At 71.2% G+C, this 17,223-nt stretch carries 15 protein-coding genes; 10 read left to right on the top strand and 5 right to left on the bottom strand.

The features are described from left to right. The 3 genes from JMO03_RS14920 to JMO03_RS14910 form a co-directional block, all read right to left on the bottom strand. A partial coding sequence (locus tag JMO03_RS14920) for an NAD(P) transhydrogenase subunit alpha (RefSeq protein ID WP_202844506.1) occupies nucleotides 1-1,061 on the bottom strand: 1,061 nt, incomplete at its 3' end. Between the two features lie 61 nt (nucleotides 1,062-1,122). Beyond that, complete coding sequence (locus JMO03_RS14915; protein WP_202844505.1) at nucleotides 1,123-3,153, bottom strand: DUF1631 family protein; 2,031 nt, start codon at nucleotides 3,151-3,153, stop codon at nucleotides 1,123-1,125. 172 nt (nucleotides 3,154-3,325) lie between these two features. Then, the gene (locus JMO03_RS14910) at nucleotides 3,326-5,689 is read right to left on the bottom strand and encodes a DUF1631 family protein (RefSeq protein ID WP_202844504.1); all 2,364 of its coding nucleotides are present in this window, start codon (nucleotides 5,687-5,689) and stop codon (nucleotides 3,326-3,328) included. 166 nt (nucleotides 5,690-5,855) lie between these two features. Here JMO03_RS14910 and JMO03_RS14905 point away from each other — a divergent pair, with 166 nt between their 5' ends. Genes JMO03_RS14905 through JMO03_RS14885 form a run of 5 tightly spaced genes read left to right on the top strand, consistent with a single transcriptional unit; the run spans nucleotide 5,856 to nucleotide 9,631 of the window. Next, nucleotides 5,856-6,416, top strand: a complete 561-nt coding sequence (locus JMO03_RS14905; RefSeq protein ID WP_202844503.1) for a nitroreductase family protein — start codon at nucleotides 5,856-5,858, stop codon at nucleotides 6,414-6,416. Then, nucleotides 6,317-7,342, top strand: a complete 1,026-nt coding sequence (locus JMO03_RS14900; protein WP_202844502.1) for a 5'-3' exonuclease — start codon at nucleotides 6,317-6,319, stop codon at nucleotides 7,340-7,342. Before JMO03_RS14905 ends, JMO03_RS14900 begins: the two co-directional genes overlap by 100 nt. A gap of 29 nt (nucleotides 7,343-7,371) precedes the next feature. Further along, nucleotides 7,372-7,926, top strand: coding sequence for an NUDIX hydrolase (locus tag JMO03_RS14895; protein ID WP_202844501.1), 555 nt, complete (start codon nucleotides 7,372-7,374; stop codon nucleotides 7,924-7,926). Nucleotides 7,927-7,933: 7 nt separating this feature from the next. Beyond that, nucleotides 7,934-8,716 (top strand): N-formylglutamate amidohydrolase, encoded by a 783-nt coding sequence (locus JMO03_RS14890; protein ID WP_202844500.1) that lies wholly within the window; start codon nucleotides 7,934-7,936, stop codon nucleotides 8,714-8,716. Between the two features lie 45 nt (nucleotides 8,717-8,761). Next, nucleotides 8,762-9,631: a transglutaminase-like domain-containing protein gene (locus JMO03_RS14885; RefSeq protein WP_202844499.1), complete on the top strand. Its 870-nt coding sequence runs from the start codon at nucleotides 8,762-8,764 to the stop codon at nucleotides 9,629-9,631. Between the two features lie 40 nt (nucleotides 9,632-9,671). Here JMO03_RS14885 and pip read toward each other — a convergent pair whose 3' ends face one another. Together pip and prmC are read right to left on the bottom strand one after the other, a co-directional pair. Then, a complete protein-coding gene (pip, locus tag JMO03_RS14880; protein WP_202844498.1) occupies nucleotides 9,672-10,613 on the bottom strand; it encodes a prolyl aminopeptidase in 942 nt (313 codons plus the stop codon). A gap of 118 nt (nucleotides 10,614-10,731) precedes the next feature. Further along, on the bottom strand, nucleotides 10,732-11,577 hold the full coding sequence (gene prmC / locus JMO03_RS14875; RefSeq protein ID WP_202844497.1) for a peptide chain release factor N(5)-glutamine methyltransferase: 846 nt from the start codon (nucleotides 11,575-11,577) through the stop codon (nucleotides 10,732-10,734). Nucleotides 11,578-12,601: 1,024 nt separating this feature from the next. Here prmC and ahpC point away from each other — a divergent pair. The 5 genes from ahpC (at nucleotide 12,602) to JMO03_RS14850 (ending at nucleotide 17,163) form a co-directional block, all read left to right on the top strand. Beyond that, complete coding sequence (gene ahpC, locus JMO03_RS14870) at nucleotides 12,602-13,165, top strand: alkyl hydroperoxide reductase subunit C (protein WP_202844496.1); 564 nt, start codon at nucleotides 12,602-12,604, stop codon at nucleotides 13,163-13,165. Nucleotides 13,166-13,333: 168 nt separating this feature from the next. Further along, nucleotides 13,334-14,923 (top strand): alkyl hydroperoxide reductase subunit F, encoded by a 1,590-nt coding sequence (ahpF, locus tag JMO03_RS14865; RefSeq protein WP_202844495.1) that lies wholly within the window; start codon nucleotides 13,334-13,336, stop codon nucleotides 14,921-14,923. Nucleotides 14,924-15,006: 83 nt separating this feature from the next. Further along, entirely contained in the window at nucleotides 15,007-15,957 is a 951-nt protein-coding gene (locus JMO03_RS14860) for a LysR substrate-binding domain-containing protein (protein ID WP_202844494.1), read from the top strand. Between the two features lie 144 nt (nucleotides 15,958-16,101). Next, on the top strand, nucleotides 16,102-16,509 hold the full coding sequence (rnk, locus tag JMO03_RS14855) for a nucleoside diphosphate kinase regulator (RefSeq protein ID WP_202844493.1): 408 nt from the start codon (nucleotides 16,102-16,104) through the stop codon (nucleotides 16,507-16,509). Nucleotides 16,510-16,515: 6 nt separating this feature from the next. Continuing rightward, nucleotides 16,516-17,163 carry a hypothetical protein gene (locus JMO03_RS14850; protein WP_202844492.1) on the top strand — a complete coding sequence of 216 codons (648 nt, stop codon included), beginning with the start codon at nucleotides 16,516-16,518 and terminating at the stop codon, nucleotides 17,161-17,163. Nucleotides 17,164-17,223: the final 60 nt, after the last annotated feature.

The following is a 17,223-nucleotide window of genomic DNA, read 5'->3' as shown; positions in this document are numbered from 1 at the left end:
GCCAGCAGTTCGTCGTCCCAGTCGAACGCGAGTGCGCCGTCCCTGAGCAGCAACGAGACGAAGTTGTAGACGTTGCGCGCGAACATCTCGCTGGCGTGCAGCGCACCCTGGCTGGCGAGGTCGAGCGGGCCGGCGACGACCACGCCGTTGTCGGTCTCGAACGTCTGGCCGCGCCGGGTGAGCTCGCAGTTGCCGCCGGTCTCGGCGGCCAGATCGACGATCACGCTGCCGGGCTTCATGCCCGCCACCATCGCCGCACTGACGATCTTCGGCGCCGGCCGGCCCGGAACCGCGGCGGTGCAGACGACGACGTCGATCCCCTTGAGATGCTCGGCGAGCTTCTGCTGCTGCAGCGCGCGTTCCTCGTCGGTGAGCTGGCGCGCGTAGCCGCCCTCGCCCGCGGCGCTCACGCCCAGGTCGAGGAACTTGCCGCCCAGCGATTCGATCTGCTCGCGCGTTTCCGGGCGCACGTCGAAGCACTCCACCTGCGCGCCCAGGCGGCGCGCCGTGGCCACCGCCTGCAGGCCGGCGACGCCGGCGCCGACGATGAGGACCTTCGACGGCCGGATCGTGCCGGCGGCGGTGGTCAGCATCGGGAAGTAGCGCGGCGCGAGCTGCGCCGCGATCAGCACCGCCTTGTAGCCGGCGATGCCGGCCTGCGAGCTGAGGATGTCCATCGCCTGGGCGCGGGTGGTCCGTGGCAGGCGCTCGAGCGGGAACGCGACGATCCCGCGCGAACGGATCGCCTCCGCGCGCGCCTCGTCGGCCTGCGGCTGCAGCGCGCCGACCAGCACCGCCCCTGGCTTCATCCGCGCGATCGCTTCGGCCGCCGGCGGCTGCACGCACAGCACCACGTCGGCCTCCGCCCGCACGTCGCCGTCGATCAGGTCGGCACCGGCGTCGGCATAGGCCTGGTCGGGGAAGCGGGCGAACTCGCCCAGCCCGCGCTGGACGCGGACCGTGACGCCGGCCGCCACCAGCTTTCTCGCCGTTTCCGGGGTCAGCGCGACGCGACGTTCGCCCTGCGCGCTCTCCCGGGCCACACCCAAGGTCACCGCCATGCACCGCTCCCCGGACAAGTCTGCGCCATCGTAGCGAATCGCCATGGCGGGCGCGATTCGCTCAGGTGGCCGTCTCGCCGGTGGCCACCGCCGCGGCGATGACCGCCAGCGCATGTTCGACCGGATCGCCGGCCGGCAAGGGGCGCAGCGCCCCGTCCGCGACCCGCTTGCGCAGCGAAGCCGCATCGAGCACCGCCTGCCGCGCGCCCTGCAGGTCGACCAGCAGCGCAGTCCCGCTCAGGGGACTGAGCCAGGCCAGGGTCAACGCCTGTGGAGCCCCGTCGTCGAGGACGCGCGCGTACCGGTCGCCGACCGCGACGCCGTCGACGGGCGCCTGGAGTACGACCGGATCGTTCCCGGCGGCCAGCGGCGTGTGTGTGGCGGTGGCCACCGCGGCGTCGGGATCGGCGTACTCGGCGACCAGCTTCGACAATTCGACGGTGGCGGCATCGTCGTGCAGGCCGCTGATGGCCAGGCATTCCCGCAACGCGGGTTCGAGCTGCAGCAGCCGTCCCGCCAGCGCATGGCCGTCGGACTCTTCATCGAGGGCGACCAGCGCCCCGCCGAGCGCGGTCGCTTCGAGGTACCGGCTCGAGTCGCTGCCGTCGCGCAGCCAGAGCTGCACCAGCCATTGCCGCCAGTGGCGCGACAGGAATTCCGCCAGCGTCGCGGGCAAGCGTGCGGTCGCGAACAGTTGCGCGAGCTGATGGTCCGCCTCGGCGCGCGCGGCCTCCAGCCGCTCGCGTCCCTGCATGGACTGCCACAACCGCGTCGATGCCGCTTCGGCCCGGCGGCGCACCGGTTCGACGTCCGCTTCGATCCGCGCGGCCAGCGCCCGGACCTGCGCCAGGCTGGCGTTCTGGTCGAGCATGAGTGCGGCTGCGGCCTCGTCGCCGATCCGTTGCAGCTCGCGCTCGACCGCGCTGCGTCCCGGATTGCCGTCCCACAGCCTCACGATCGCCGACAGCACGCGCAGGACCGGGCGCCCGGGGTCGTCGAACAGGCCTGGATCCTCCAGCGCGAACCGCAGCAGCGGCAGCGACAGTCGCCGCAACGAACGGGCCTGCGGTGCCGACAGCGCCGCATGCTCCGCCAGGGCGTCCACCAGCCTGCCGACCACTTCGATCGTCGCTTCCTGCCACGGCGTGCGGACCGCACTCCCCAGCCCGATGCCGATGCCGACGCCCGTGCGGTCGAGCCCGGCGCGCAGCCGCGCGGACGTCGAATGCGTGTCAGCGGACGGGTCCGGCGACGGTTCGCGCTCGGACTGCAGCAGGGATAGCAGCGAGAGCAGTTCCTCTTCCCGGATACCGCGTGGAGCGGCTTCCCCGGCGTCCCTGCGCCGCCGGTCGGCGAGCCGGCTGCGCAATCGGTCGCGCACCACGCCCGCGCCCTGGCCGGGCGTGGCCGCCGCCTTGTCGGCGGCACCGGACAGGCTGGTGAGGAATGCGCCGTCGTGGCCGGTGGACAGCTCGCAACCCGCGTCGGCGAGGTAGCCGTTGCACCACTGGTACACCGCCGCGAGGCGCTCCGAGGCCAGCTTCGAGAAATGCCGCAGTACCAGCGCATGCACGCGCACGCTCGCATCGAGCGCGGTGAATGCGCGCAGGAAGGTCTCGGCCAGCGCGCGCGGCGCGAAGGGATTGCGCGGGTGCGACTGGCCGCCCATCCGCGCGGCGAGCGTATACAGGCGACGGTCGACCAGGTCGACGATGTTCTCGAAGCGGTGCTCGAGCGCGTCGACGACCGATGCGCCCACCAGTTGCGCGCGCAGGTCGTTCTCGCCCATCAGCGTGAGTTCGCCACCGCCGATGGCCCGCATCCGCGGCCAGCCCTGCAGCAGCGCATCGATCTGCGCCTGCCAACGCGCCTCGTAGACGAGCGCCTCGCGCAGCAGCAGCGAAACGTCGGCCCGGTCCTCCACCAGCGCCGGGGAAGGCGGGGCGGCCTCGACCCTGGCGTCCAGGTCCTGCAGGGTGGCGGCCAGCGTATCCCGCATCCACGGAACCACGCGATCGCCGAAGCCGGCGCGTAGCCCGGCAAGCACCTCTGCCGGCGCCCGCGTGCCTGCCGCAGCCTGACGTTCGTTCACCCGCGATCCCGGAGTTCCCTGACGCACTAGGATAGTGTCGTCGCGGGCGCGGCGTACCCACGCGTCGTTCACGCAGGGCCAGGACGGCGCGCCGCGAGCGCCTGGGCGGACCCGCCGCCGGTCCGGTTCAGGCATTGCGGCGCGCGGCGCGGATCGAGCGCCGGCGCCGGATTCAGCCGCTGCCCGTCGCCCGGTCGGCTCCGGATGCGTTCACCGACGTGGCGTTGATCCGCTGCCACAGCTGCTTCATGGCCTCGTCGAAGGGAGCGTCCACCGAACGCACCTGCGCGCGGCCCTGGGCGACCATCTGCGCCAGTTCCTCCGGCGACACCACGGTCTTGCGCACGCCGCGCCGGTTGACGATCAGGAATCGACCGGTCAAGGGGCTGATCCACGCGATCCGCCCCGCGCTTTCATGGCCGTCCTCGTCCACCAGGCGCAGCCCCTGGCCGACGCGCAGGCGGCGCATGCGCGCGGCGATCGCCGGATCGAACGCAAGTTGCGCGCTGCCGCCGGCCACGCGCAACACGCCGTCTTCTCCCGGGTCGGCCGGATCGGTCGCCTCGTCGAGCAGCGGCTGGTGCACGGTGCGCGGGGTATCGGGCAGTGCCAGCGCGGAGATGATCCGCGCCATCGCGTCGCGCGCGGCGGTGGCTTCCATGCCGCAACTGGCATAGCACTCGCCGAGCGGCACCTGCAGCGCCAGCAACTGCCTGGCGACCACCGCACCGCGGACCTCGGCGGCATCGGCATCGACCTGCACCATCGCATCGCCCACGTTGATGGCGGCGAGGTGGCGGGCCGAATCGGGGCCGTCGCGCAGCCAGGTCTGGGTGAGGTAGTGACGCCAGTGCCGGTCGAGGAAGTGCGCGACCGCGGCCGTCATCGCACGCTCCGACAGCCGCGATGCGACCAGGTCGGCCGCGCTGCGCCGCGCCTGTTGCAGCCGTTCGCGGCCATGGATCGCCTCTGCGGCACGCTTCTCGGTCAGCTCCGCGCGGCGACGCTGCTGGTCGAGGTGGTCGCGCAGCTCGGATGCGGCGAGCTCGAAGATCGCCTGGTCGTCCTGGTATTCGCCCACCACGCGATCGACCGCGTGCCCGGCCTGGTTGAGCGTCTCCTGGTCCTGGGGCGTCTTGCCTTCGTTGCCGTCGCAGGCCTCGGTCACCGCATCCAGCAGCCGCCGCGCGGGATGGCTGCGGCGGTTGAACAGCGAATCGTCGGTCAGCGCGACCTTGAGGTAGGGCACCACCAGCTTGCCGTAGAGCTGGCGCGCATCGCCGACTAGGTCGTTGGCGTCGAACAGCGACTGGAACAGGATGCCGACCAGGTCGATCGCATCTTCCTCGTCGCTGCTGAAATGGGTGTGGGCCGGGTCGAAGCCGATCTGGCGCACGCCGCTGAGCAGGGCGTGACGGATCACGTCGGCCAGCGGTCGCCCGTCCTCGCCGGCGAGAACCTTCTCGAACGGTTCGGGATCGTCGCCCTGCAGCAGCGAGGCGAGGTTGAGCAGTTCGGTGGTGTCGAGCACATGGCCGCCGTCGGGCGCACCGTCGGCCACCAGGGTGCCTTGCATCGGCCCGTAGCCGATCCCGTCAGCCGCGTCGGCCGGTCCCGGCGCGCGTTCGCGCCAGGCGCGCAACTGGTCGCGGACGAGGTCGCGGTAGCGCAGCGGGCGGCCGGCGGCGAGCGCCTCGGCCAGCACCTGCTCGCGGACCCGTCCGGTCGCGGCGGCTTCCCCGCCCCCGCCCCCACCTCCGCCGGCCGGCGTCGTGCCGCCGCTGGCGCCACCGCCGGGGTAGGCCGGCGCCGCGTTCGACGGCCCGCCACCCAGGTGCGGGACCGTGCCGCCGTCGGGCACCCATTCGCCATCGCCCTCCGCGTCGCGCGGCGCTGGCGCCGGCGCCCGCCCAGCGCGCCCCGCGCCGCCGGACACGCGCTCGGGCGCGCTGGCGCTGAAGGACGCGGCGTCCAGGATCGCATTCGCCTTCTCGTAGAGTTCGCCCAGCACCTTGGGCAGGCGCTTGTCGAACTGCTGGAACACCATCGAACGCAGGCCGGTGGAGAGGTCGTCGGCGCCGAACAGGGCGACGAACGCGGTCACCGGCACCTCCGGGCGCAGCGGATTCGGCCGCTGCCGGGTGATTCCGAGCGCCGCCGACAGCTGCCGCAGGCGCTCGTCGAGCTGGGCCAGCGGATGCAGGAACTGGTGGTCGAGCAGCTCGGTGATCTGCTGGCCGGCGAGGTGGACCTCCAGCTCGGATTCGGACATCAGCGTCAGCGAGCGTTCGCGCTGCGGCGTATCGGACGGATGCTCCCAGCGCGAGAACTCGGCCTCGATCGACTCGCGGAAGCGCGTGGCCAGTTCCAGCGCGCGATGGCTGAGCGCCATCACCGCGACCCGATCCTCCTGCACGGCGATGTAGTCGTGGCCGGCCAGGGCGGCCAGCCGTACCTGCTCCTCGATCCCGCTCCAGAAGCCGGACAGCACGCCGCCCAGTTCGGTGACCGCATCGTGCTTCAACGATTCGAGCACGCGTGCGGGCGCGTGCAGGGCACCTGCCCGGCCCGCCGGCAAGCCTGTCGGAACGGCACGAAGGTTCATTTGGGGGAGAATGCGCAAGGTCGAATCGCCTTGCCATCATTCAGCCTAACCGGGCCACACGTCTGTGACTGCATCCGCAAATACCTCCGACACCCCCTTGACCCTCTTGGACTTTCGTCGATCCGTGCCGGCGCGGCAGCTGGGCGAGCCGGGACCCGACGAGGCGACCCTGCTGCGCCTGCTGGCGTCGGCGGTGCGGGTGCCCGACCACGGCAAGCGGGTACCGTTCCGGTTCCTGCGCATCGCCGGACCGGCGCGCGCGGCACTGGGCGAGGCGCTGGCCACGATCACCCGGAGGCGCGATCCGGGCGCCGGCGGGGCGGCCCTGGACAAGGACCGGCAGCGCTTCGGCCACGCGCCGCTGGTGGTCGCGGTGATCGCGGTGCTCGATCCGGACGATACGCAGATCCCCGGGCAGGAGCGCCTGCTCACCGCCGGCTGCGTCTGCTTCGCGCTGCTGCAGGCGGCGCAGTCGTTCGGCTTCGGGGCCTGCTGGCTGACCGGCTGGCCGGCCTACGACGACGAGGTCCGGGGTCTGCTCGGGCTGGCCGCGCATGAATGCGTGGCCGGCTTCATCCACATCGGCACGCCCACGCTGGAGGCGCCCGAACGCGAGCGCCCCGACCCGCGTGCGCTGCTGTCCGACCTCGTCCTGTGAGTGCGACCCCGGGGACCGCCGCTGTGCCGCTCTACCTGGTCGACGCCAGCCTGTACGTGTTCCGCGCCTGGCATTCGATGCCCGACGAGTTCCGCGACGCCGACGGCCGGCCCAGCAACGCCGTGCACGGGTTCGCGCGCTTCCTGCTCGAACTGCTGGAACGCGAACGGCCACGGCACATCGCGGTCGCCTTCGACGAGGCCCTCGACAGTTGCTTCCGCAACGCGCTCTACCCGGCGTACAAGGCCAACCGCCCGCCCGCGCCGGACGAACTCAAGCGCCAGTTCGCGCACTGCAAGGCGCTGGCGGCGGCGCTCGGCCTGAACGTGCTCGCGCACCTGGAATACGAAGCCGACGACCTGATCGGCAGCGCGCTGCACCACGCCCGCGGGCACGGGCATCGCGGGGTGATCGTCTCGGCCGACAAGGACCTGTCGCAACTGCTCGATCTGCACGATGAACAATGGGACTTCGCCCGCGGCCAGCGCTGGGGTGCGTCCGGGGTGAAGGCGCGGCACGGGGTCGAGGCGCGGCAGATCGCCGACTACCTGGCGCTGTGCGGCGACGCGATCGACAACATCCCGGGCGTACCCGGGATCGGCGCCAAGACCGCGGCGGTGCTGCTCGCGCATTTCGGCAGCCTCGACGCGCTGCTCGCCCGGGTCGACGAAGTGCCGTTCCTGCGCTTGCGCGGCGCGGCGCAGGCTGCCGCCAGGCTGCGCGCGCACCGCGAGCAGGCGTTGCTGTGCCGGCAACTGTCCACGATCTCGTTCGATGCCCCGCTCGGTCCCGCGGCCCCGCTGTTCGTTCGCTGCGGCGCCGATGCCGACGCGATCGCCGCGCTGTGCGAACAGCTGCGCTTCGGCCCGCTGACCCGACGCCGCCTGTACGCCGCGGCCGGACTCGAATACGTGCCCCAGGCATGAGCGCCACGAAGCGGGGTTAACATCGGGCAATGGACAAGCCGCATGAAGACCCGGAACTGCTGTACGAAGGCCAATGGCTGCGCCTGGTCCGGCGCGGCCACTGGGAATCGTGCGAACGCACCCATGGCCGCGACGGGCTGGCGGTGCTGGTGATCGCGGTCACGCCCGACGACGAGGTGCTGTTCGTCGACCAGTACCGCGTGCCGCTGGGCGCGCGCACGATCGAGATGCCCGCCGGCCTGGTCGGCGACGACCACAGCCACGACACGCTGGAATCGGCGGCGCGGCGCGAGCTGATCGAGGAGACCGGTTGGGAGGCCGGGCGCATCGACGTGCTGCTGGTCGGTCCCACCTCGTCGGGCATGAGCAACGAACGCATCGCCTTCGCGCGCGCGCTCGACCTGAGGAAGGTCGGCGACGGCGGTGGCGTGGACGACGAATCGATCGTCGTCCACGCGGTTCCGCGCGCGCAGGCGCCGGCCTGGCTGATGCAGAAGCACCGCGAAGGCTACGAACTCGACCTCAAGCTCTGGGCCGGGCTGTGGATGATCGACCACGACCCGGACGGCTCGCCGCGTGGATGATCCCGCGATGACGCCCGCCGCCCCGCTGCTCGGGGCAGGCGATCCGCCGCCGGTCACGGTGCTGCGACCCGCTGGCCGCTCGCCCTGGCTGCTGATCGCCGACCACGCAGGCCAGGCCGTGCCTGCGCGGCTGCGCGATCTCGGACTGCCGCGCGCCGAGCTCGACCGGCATATCGGCTGGGACATCGGCATCGCCGGCGTCACCGCGCGCCTTGCGGAACGGCTCGACGCCTGCGCGATCCTGCAGGCCTATTCGCGCCTGGTGATCGACTGCAACCGCCCGCTGGACGCGCCCGGCTCGAGCGCCGCGATCAGCGACGGCACCATGGTTCCCGGCAACGCCGACCTCGACGCACGGCAGCGCCGGCAACGCGTGGAGGAGATCTTCGCCCCCTACCACGCCCGGATCGAGGCCGAGCTCGACCGCCGGGCGGCCGCGGACCGGCCGACGCTCCTGGTCGCGATGCACAGCTTCACCCCGTCGATGGACGGCCGTGCGCGGCCGTGGCACGCCGGCGTGCTGTACCAGCGCGACGCGCGCCTGGCGCATGCCCTGCTGGCGGCACTGCGCGCGGAAGGCGGCCTCGAGGTCGGCGACAACGAGCCCTACTCGGTCAGCGATGCCACCGACTACGCGATCCCCGTGCACGGCGAACGACGCGGCCTGGCGCACGTCGAACTCGAGATCCGCCAGGACCTGATCGAAGGCGCCGACGGGCAGGACGCTTGGGCGGAGCGGCTGGCGCGGTTGCTGGGCCGCCTGCAGCCGGACTTCATCACGACGCCATGAGCCGTTTGCGCATAACCTGAGCTGCCACGTCCGGACCATCAGGCCATGCTCATCCGCCTGGGCCATTCGATCACCTATGGCCTTCCCCAGCCCACGCCGATGGTGCTGACGCTCAACATCCACGAGTCGCGCCGGACCGACATCGTCGTCGCCAGCGAGTTCCGCACCACGCCCGAGGTGCCGCTGCGCCAGTATCGCGACAGTTTCGGCAACGTCTGCGTCCGCCTGCTGGCGCCGGCCGGCACGCTGACAGTGAACGCGGATGCGGTGGTACGCGACAGCGGACTGCCCGACCCGGTCGCGTGGGATGCGGCGGAGGTTCCCGTGGACCAGCTCCCAGACGAGGCGATGCTGTTTCTGCTCGGCAGCCGCTACTGCGAGACCGACCGGTTGTCGCAGATGGCCTGGGACACGTTCGGCACGACGCCCACCGGCTGGGCGCGGGTGCAGGCGATCTGCGACTACGTCCACCAGCGGATCCAGTTCGGCTATCCGCACGCCGACGCCACGCGCACCGCGGCACAGGCGCTGCAGGAAGGACGCGGCGTCTGCCGCGACTTCGCCCATTCCGCGGTCGCGCTGTGCCGGTGCATGAACGTCCCCGCGCGCTACTGCACCGGCTACCTCGGCGACATCGGCATCCCGCCGGTGGATGCGCCGATGGACTTCTCAGCCTGGTTCGAGGCCTATCTGGGCGGGCGCTGGTACACCTTCGATGCGCGCCACAACACGCCGCGCATCGGCCGCGTGCTGATCGCACGCGGGCGCGACGCCTCGGACGTCGCCATCAGCAATACCTTCGGTCCCAACGAGCTGCTGCGATTCGAGGTGTGGACGGACGAGACCGACGATCCGACGCTCTCGCCGAGGATCGCCGCGCCGACTGCGTCCGCGCCGGTGGCGCTGGCAGGCTGAAGCGTCCTGCCGCGCTGGGACTGTCCGGGCGCGGCAGGCGTCAGGCGAAGCTGTCGGTCGCCCGCACCAGCGCGTCGACGTTCTCCGGCTCGAACGCAGAATGTCCGGACGCGGGCGTGATCGCCAGCTCGGCCTTCGGCCAAACCTTGTGCAGGTCCCAGGCGTTCTGTACCGGGCACACCACGTCGTAACGGCCGTGCACGATCGCGCCCGGGATGCCGGCGATCCGGTACGCGTCGCGCAGCAGCTGGTCGTCGACCTCGAAGAAGCCCTTGTTGACGAAGTAGTGGTTCTCGATGCGGGCGAAGGCGAGCGCGAAACGCGGATCCTCGTGGCCGCTGACGAAATCCGGATCGACGTGGAGGAACGAGGTCGCCCCCTCCCACACGCTCCACGCACGCGCGGCCGCGAGCCGGGTGGCTTCGTCGTCCGAGGTCAGGCGCCGGTGGAACGCGGCGATCAGGTCGTGGCGTTCGTCCTCGGGGATCGCGCCGACGTACTGGTCCCAGGCTTCGGGAAACAGCCGCGAGGTGCCTTCCTGGTAGAACCAGCGCAGCTCCCACTGGCGCAGCATGAAGATCCCGCGCAGCACCAGTTCGGTCACCCGCAGCGGATGCGACTGCGCGTAGGCCAGCGCCAGGGTCGAACCCCAGGATCCGCCGAACACCTGCCAGCGCTCGATGCCGAGCAACTCGCGCAGCTTCTCGATGTCGGCCACCAGGTCCCAGGTGGTGTTGTCGACCAGGTCGGCATGCGGCGTGGACCGGCCGGCGCCGCGCTGGTCGAACAGCACGATGCGGTACTTCGCCGGGTCGTGGAAGCGGCGCATCTTCGCGTTGCAGCCGCCGCCGGGGCCGCCGTGCAGCAGCACCACCGGCTTGCCCCTGGGGTTGCCGCACTGCTCGTAATAAAGCGTGTGGCGCTCGTCCACCGCCAGCGTGCCGGTGTCGAATGGTTCGATCTCGGGATACAGCGTGCGCATGCGTTCGCCTCGAGAGAATGTGGGGACAGTCTAGTCGCTCCGTTCACCTGCGGCGTCGGGGTGGGTCTTGCGCGAGGCGAGCCGGCATCGGAGCGAATCGCGTGCGCCATGCCCCGGGTCAGGGCGGGATCCGGCCAAGGCTCACGCGGTCGCGCTGCTCGAGGTCGCGGTGGGTGGCGACCTCGCCGAACCCGGCGGCGCGCAGCAGCGCGCGAACCGCATCGCCCTGGTCAAGGCCGTGCTCCAGCAGCAGCCAGCCGCCCGGGTGCAGGTGCGCGGGCGCGTCGCGGACGATGACGCGGATCGCGTCGAGTCCGTCTGCGCCGGAGGCGAGGGCCATCGCCGGCTCATGGCGCAGGTCGCCTTGCGACAGGTGCGGATCGCCCTGGGCGATGTACGGCGGATTGCTGACGACGAGCGCGAAGCGCCGTCCCGGCACCGCGCCGAACCAGTCGCCGGGGTGGAAACCGACGTTCGCAAGGCCGGCGTCGCGCGCATTGCCGCGGGCGACGTCGAGCGCGGCGGCGCTGGCATCGGTGGCCGCCACCCGGGCGCGCGGCCGCTCGCTGGCGAGCGCCAGGGCGATCGCGCCGCTGCCGGTGCCGAGGTCGGCCAGTTCCAGCTCGCGATCCTCGGGCAACTGCGCCAGCGCCAGTTCCACCAGCAGTTCGGTCTCCGGCCGCGGTACCAGCGTGTCCGGCGTCACCGCCAGGTCGAGCGTCCAGAAGCCACGGCGGCCGCACAGGTAGGCGACCGGCTCGCCGGCCTGCCTGCGCGAGAGCAGTGTTTCGAACCGGCTCGCGTCCGCGGTGTCGAGCGCATCGCTGGCATGGGCGTAAAGCCAGCCGCGCGGCTTGCGCAGCGCATGTGCCAGCAGGATTTCCGCCTCCGCCGGCTCGATCCTTCCGCGTACCGCGTCGAGCAGCACGCGCACGGTGGGCGCTGGACAAGGGACGTCATTCATCGCGACATCGTAGCGAGCGCGGGGTGCCTGTACGAAGCGTGCGACACGCAAGCAACGGTGCTTCAGCCATTCCAGGGAGAAGTGCTCCGCGAAGCGCCCCCTTGGCTGGCCTTCGGATGGACGCCACCTCCCGGCGCCCTGGGATCGCCTTTTTCGGCTCCGGCCGTACCGCGTAGCGCGCTGACCGGACAATCCGCGCGGCCCTGAACGCTCCAGCCGCCGCAAGGCCGGGGCCAGTATTCGAGGCTGGATCAAACCATCGGAAAAGGGACTTCTCCCAACCGAGGAAAGCTTCGCGTCCGTTCGCGGACCGGGGGCCGGGTACGGATGCCCTTTGGGCACGAATGTCCCCCAGCGACGGTCTGCCCGCACCCGGCGTGCCGGACTGTTGGCGTGTCCCAGCGCGCAAGCCCGAGGACCTGGCTGGCCTGGTGCACGCGCCGCAAGCCGAGTCTCGCCGTGGCCGGCGGCCCTTCGCGGCGAAATCAAGGAGGAGGTATCCGCCGGCAGGCGGATGCCGGAGGACATTCGCCGCGAAGGGCTGCCGGTCGCGGTGAGGCCCATCAGGTCGCAATGACACAGGACCATGCCAAGCGGTCGCGCAACAGTCCCCTCATTGCCTCGCCACACCAGGCCTCCGCGGCCCTGGAAAAAAATGAAGGCGGCCGAAGCCGCCTTCAAAGATTCCGTACCACGTGTGGGAGGGAGGAAACGGATACGGAACTCGGCTGGACCGGCGTCATCGACTCCTGTCCGAAACCCTGCGCTGCCCCAGCCGGTGCCGTTTCCGGCCACCGCGCCAGACTGCAGCGCATGGGTTGAATATGCTGCAGCGCAAAAACGTTTGCAAGCACATTGCGGCGTGCCGAACCATCGAATCCCGAATATTTCGATTGATTGTGACTATTGATAATATCTCTTCAGTCAATTTTACTTATCAATAGACTCAATCTATCATCCTCGCATCGATCCAGCGCCCCGGATCGCTTTACGCCATCCCTCACTCCACCACCAGAGGTCGTCCATGTCCCTGATCAATACCCAGATCCCCCCCTTCAAGGCCACCGCCTATCACGACGGCGAGTTCGTCGAACTCACCGACGCCAGCCTCAAGGGCAAGTGGTCGGTCCTGATCTTCATGCCCGCCGCCTTCACCTTCAACTGCCCGACCGAGGTCGAGGACGCGGCCGACCATTACGCCGAGTTCCAGAAGCTGGGCGCCGAGGTCTACATCGTCACCACCGACACCCACTTCTCGCACAAGGTGTGGCACGAAACCTCGGCGGCGGTCGGCAAGGCTCGCTTCCCGCTGGTCGGCGACCCGACCCACCGGCTCACGCGCGCCTTCGGCGTGCACATCGAGGAAGAGGGCCTGGCCCTGCGCGGCACCTTCGTGGTGAACCCGGAAGGCGTGGTCAAGACGGTCGAGATCCACGACAACGCCATCGCCCGCGACGTCACCGAGACCCTGCGCAAGCTCAAGGCCGCGCAGTACGTCGCCGCCCATCCGAACGAGGTCTGCCCGGCCAAGTGGAAGGATGGCGAGAAGACCCTGAAGCCGTCGCTGGACCTGGTCGGCAAGATCTGACCGCGACACCCGCCCTACCCCGCCCCGTGCCGCGATCCGCGGCGCGGGAGCGGATCGGAGCCGATGCGTGGCCCAGCCCGCCGGCCGCCCCCCTCCCCGCGCCCCGCCAGCCACGGCCCCGCGTCGGCTCCGATCCGCTCCCGCCTGCCTCCCCCAGGAGTCGTCCCCATGCTCGACAACGACCTCAAGACCCAGCTCAAGGGCTATCTCGAACGGCTGCAGCGCCCGGTGGCGATCGTCGCATCGGTCGACGAGGGCGACAAGTCGAGGGAAATGCTCGAACTGCTCGAGGACATCCGCGCGCAGTCCGACCGCATCACCCTCGACGTGCGCCGCGACGACGCCGAGCGCAAGCCCTCGTTCGCGCTGACCTCCCCCGGGCACGAGATCCACCTGCGCTTCGCCGGCCTGCCGATGGGCCACGAGTTCACCTCGCTGGTGCTGGCCCTGCTGCAGGTAGGCGGGCACCCGTCCAAGGCCTCCGCCGAGGTGATCGAGCAGGTGCGTGCGCTGGAAGGCGAGTTCCTGTTCGAGACCTACTACTCGCTCAGCTGCCAGAACTGCCCGGACGTGGTCCAGGCGCTCAACCTCGCGGCGGTGCTGAACCCCAACATCCGCCACGTCGCCGTCGACGGCGCCCTGTTCCAGAACGAGGTCGAGGCGCGCGAGGTGATGTCGGTGCCGTCGATCTTCCTCAACGGCGCGCCGTTCGACCAGGGGCGGATGACGCTTGAGCAGATCGTCGCGCGCCTCGACACCGGCGCGGAGCAGCGCGAGGCCGCGAAGATCGCCGGCAAGGCACCGTTCGACCTGCTGGTGGTCGGCGGCGGCCCCGCCGGCGCGGCCGCGGCGATCTACGCCGCGCGCAAGGGCATCCGCACCGGCGTCGCCGCCGAGCGCTTCGGCGGCCAGGTGCTGGACACGATGGCGATCGAGAACTTCATCTCGGTCCAGCACACCGAAGGCCCGAGGCTCGCCGCCCAGCTCGAGCAGCATGTGCGCGAATATGAGGTAGACGTGATGGACCTGCAGCGCGCCACCGCGCTGCTGCCCGCCGGCGACGACGGTCTGGTCGAGGTGACGCTGGCCAATGGCGCGTCGCTGAAGTCGAAGACCGTGGTGCTGTCCACCGGCGCGCGCTGGCGGCAGATGGGCGTGCCCGGCGAGGACCGCTACCGCAACAAGGGCGTGGCCTACTGCCCGCACTGCGACGGCCCGCTGTTCAAGGGCAAGCGCGTGGCGGTGGTGGGCGGCGGCAATTCCGGGGTCGAGGCCGCGATCGACCTCGCCGGCATCGTCTCCCACGTCACCCTGATCGAGTTCGACGCCCGGCTGCGCGCCGACGAGGTGCTGCAGCGCAAGCTGCGCAGCCTCGACAACGTCCGTATCGTCGTCTCGGCGCAGACCACCGAAGTGCTGGGTGACGGCCACCGGGTCACCGGTCTGGTCTACAGGGACCGCGTCGGCGGCGATGCGCACCGGCTGGAACTGGAGGGCGTGTTCGTGCAGATCGGCCTGCTGCCCAATACCGAATGGCTCCAGGGTACGGTGGCGCTGTCGCCGCGCGGCGAGATCCTGGTCGACGAGCGCGGCCAGACCAGCGTGCCGGGCGTGTTCGCGGCCGGCGACTGCACGACGGTGCCGTACAAGCAGATCGTGATCGCGATGGGCGAAGGCTCGAAGGCCGCGCTGGCCGCGTTCGACCACCTGATCCGCGCCTCGGCCCCGGTCGCGCCCGCCGAAGCCCAGGCCGCGTAGGTGGGAACCGCCCCCGTCATCGGTCGCGAGGCGGGGGATCTGCGCTGGTTTCGAAACGACTGCGCGCCCCGGGACATCGACGCATGAACCTTCGCGACCTCAAGTACCTGATCGCGGTCGCCGACCACCGCCATTTCGGCCGCGCCGCCGCGGCCAGTTTCGTCAGCCAGCCGACGCTGTCGACCCAGTTGCGCAAGCTGGAGGACGAACTGGGCGTGTCGCTGATCGAGCGCGCGCCGCGCAAGGTGATGCTGACGCCGATCGGCGTGGAGATCGTGGAACGCGCGCGGCGCGTGGTATCCGAGGTCGAGCAGATGAAGGAGGCCGCGCGCCGCAGCCAGCGGCCCGAGGCCGGGATCGTGCGCCTCGGCATCTTCCCCACGCTCGGCCCCTACCTGCTGCCGCACGTGGTGCCGCCGATCCGCTTGCGCTTCCCCGATCTGCAGATGTTGCTGGTGGAGGAAAAGAGCGACGAGCTGCTGGCGCGGCTGCGCGATGGCCGGCTCGACGCCGCGATCCTGGCGCTGCCGGTGCACGACGACCAGTTGCACCACGAATACCTGTTCGAGGAACCGTTCCTGCTCGCGGTGCCCGAGCAGCACCGGCTGGCCAAGCAGAAGGCGCTGACCGTCGACGACCTCGCGCGGGAAGACCTGCTGCTGCTGGAGGACGGCCACTGCCTGCGCCGGCAGACACTGGACGTGTGCCAGCTGGCCGGCGCGCAGGAGAAGAGCGAGTTCCGCGCCACCAGCCTGGAGACGCTGCGGCAGATGGTCGCGGCCAACGTCGGCATCACCCTGCTGCCGACCCTGGCGGTGCAACCACCGGTCGCGCACCCGCAGAACATCCGGCTGCTGTCGTTCAGCGACTCGCAGCCCAGCCGCGAGATCGCCATGTTCTGGCGTCGCAGTTCGGCCATGTCCGAGTTCCTCGCGCAGCTGGCGGCGACGTTCCGCGCCCTGCCGCCGGGGTTGCTGGACAACCCGCTGACCGGAGCGGCGCAGGAAGCAGCGCCGCCGCCCGACATGCTGTGAACCGCGCCTGCCGGCGCCCTTGAAGCCCGGCGCCCGGGGCGCTACGGTAGCCCTCACCACGAGCGGGCGACGCGCCGGACGCGCCGTCCGTTTTTCTTTGGGCGATGCCCGCCACCGCCCGCACCGAACACGGAGCCGAACCCCATGAGCCACCAGACCCCCAGCGGCCTGCCGCCGTCGATCGTCGTCTCGCGCCGCGATGCCGCGCGCCTGGAAGCGATGCTTGAGGCGCCGCAATGGCAGCACGACGCCACCGCCGAGGCCCTGCTGGGCGAGCTGGTCCGCGCCGAGATCGTCGACGACGCGGACATGCCGGCCGGCGTGGTCGGCATGCACTCTCGGGTCGAGTGCATCGACGAGACCAGCGGCGAGCAGCACACCCTCACCCTCGTCTATCCGCTGGAAGCCGATGCCGGCGCCGGGCGGATCTCGGTGCTGGCCCCGGTGGGCAGCGCGCTGCTCGGCCTGTCGGTCGGCCAGTCGATCGACTGGGCCACGCCGCAGGGCCGGTCGCTGCGCCTGCGCGTCACCGGCGTCCACGCCGCGGGTTGATCGCGCGTGGCGCTGCGCAAGCTGGCGCTGGCCGGGCTGCTGCTCGGCGCGCTGGGCTGGTGGTACTCGCCCTATTCGCCGCGCACGCCGGATGCGCCTGCCCCTGCGGCCGGCAGCGATCCGGGTTGCCCGCTGCCCCCGGGGATCGCCCCGGGTGGCCTGCCGTTGCAGACCGAAGTGCCGCGCGGCGTCGGGCCCTTCCGGCTTGAGGACGGAGCGCTGACCCCGCTTGCCGGGTTCAGGATCGAGGCGCGGGTGCTGGCCAGGGAGGATTACTCGATCGGCCGCGAGGCGGCGTTCTCGCCCACCGACCTGGCGCTGGGCTGGGCGCGCATGCGCGAGGACGAGGTGCTGGCACGGCTCGATATCTCGCAGTCCTCCCGCTGGTACCGGTACCGCTGGCAGGGCGATCCGCCGCTCCCGGCGCAGGAGATCGTCCGCAGCAGCGCCAACATGCACATGATTCCCTCCACACCGGGAGTGGCCCGCGCGTTGCGCGACGTGCGGCGGGACGACACCGTGCGCATCGACGGCTGGCTGGTGCAGGTCGACGCGCCGGACGGCTGGCGCTGGCGCAGTTCGCTCACCCGCGAGGACAGCGGCAACGGCGCCTGCGAGCTGGTCTACGTGTGCGCGCTGCGGGTGGTGCCGTAGCTCGGTTGCATCGTGCAGGTGGCCGCCGTCGGGCCCGGCGTGCGGCAGCAGCGCGCAAGG

The sequence above is a fragment of the Luteimonas saliphila genome, assembly GCF_016774335.1.
Classification (GTDB): domain Bacteria; phylum Pseudomonadota; class Gammaproteobacteria; order Xanthomonadales; family Xanthomonadaceae; genus Luteimonas; species Luteimonas saliphila.
The sequence above is the reverse complement of the archived record's forward strand: the minus strand, read 5'-3'. Positions and strand labels throughout refer to the sequence as shown.

Excerpts from the sequence above, each read along its gene's own strand:
- ahpF (WP_202844495.1), top strand. The coding sequence starts at position 13,334 with ATGCTCGACAACGACCTCAAGACCCAGCTCAAGGGCTATCTCGAACGG.
- prmC (WP_202844497.1), bottom strand. The coding sequence starts at position 11,577 with ATGAATGACGTCCCTTGTCCAGCGCCCACCGTGCGCGTGCTGCTCGAC.
- JMO03_RS14900 (WP_202844502.1), top strand. The coding sequence starts at position 6,317 with ATGCGTGGCCGGCTTCATCCACATCGGCACGCCCACGCTGGAGGCGCC.
- JMO03_RS14860 (WP_202844494.1), top strand. The coding sequence starts at position 15,007 with ATGAACCTTCGCGACCTCAAGTACCTGATCGCGGTCGCCGACCACCGC.
- ahpC (WP_202844496.1), top strand. The coding sequence starts at position 12,602 with ATGTCCCTGATCAATACCCAGATCCCCCCCTTCAAGGCCACCGCCTAT.
- pip (WP_202844498.1), bottom strand. The coding sequence starts at position 10,613 with ATGCGCACGCTGTATCCCGAGATCGAACCATTCGACACCGGCACGCTG.
- JMO03_RS14885 (WP_202844499.1), top strand. The coding sequence starts at position 8,762 with ATGCTCATCCGCCTGGGCCATTCGATCACCTATGGCCTTCCCCAGCCC.
- rnk (WP_202844493.1), top strand. The coding sequence starts at position 16,102 with ATGAGCCACCAGACCCCCAGCGGCCTGCCGCCGTCGATCGTCGTCTCG.
- JMO03_RS14890 (WP_202844500.1), top strand. The coding sequence starts at position 7,934 with ATGACGCCCGCCGCCCCGCTGCTCGGGGCAGGCGATCCGCCGCCGGTC.
- JMO03_RS14895 (WP_202844501.1), top strand. The coding sequence starts at position 7,372 with ATGGACAAGCCGCATGAAGACCCGGAACTGCTGTACGAAGGCCAATGG.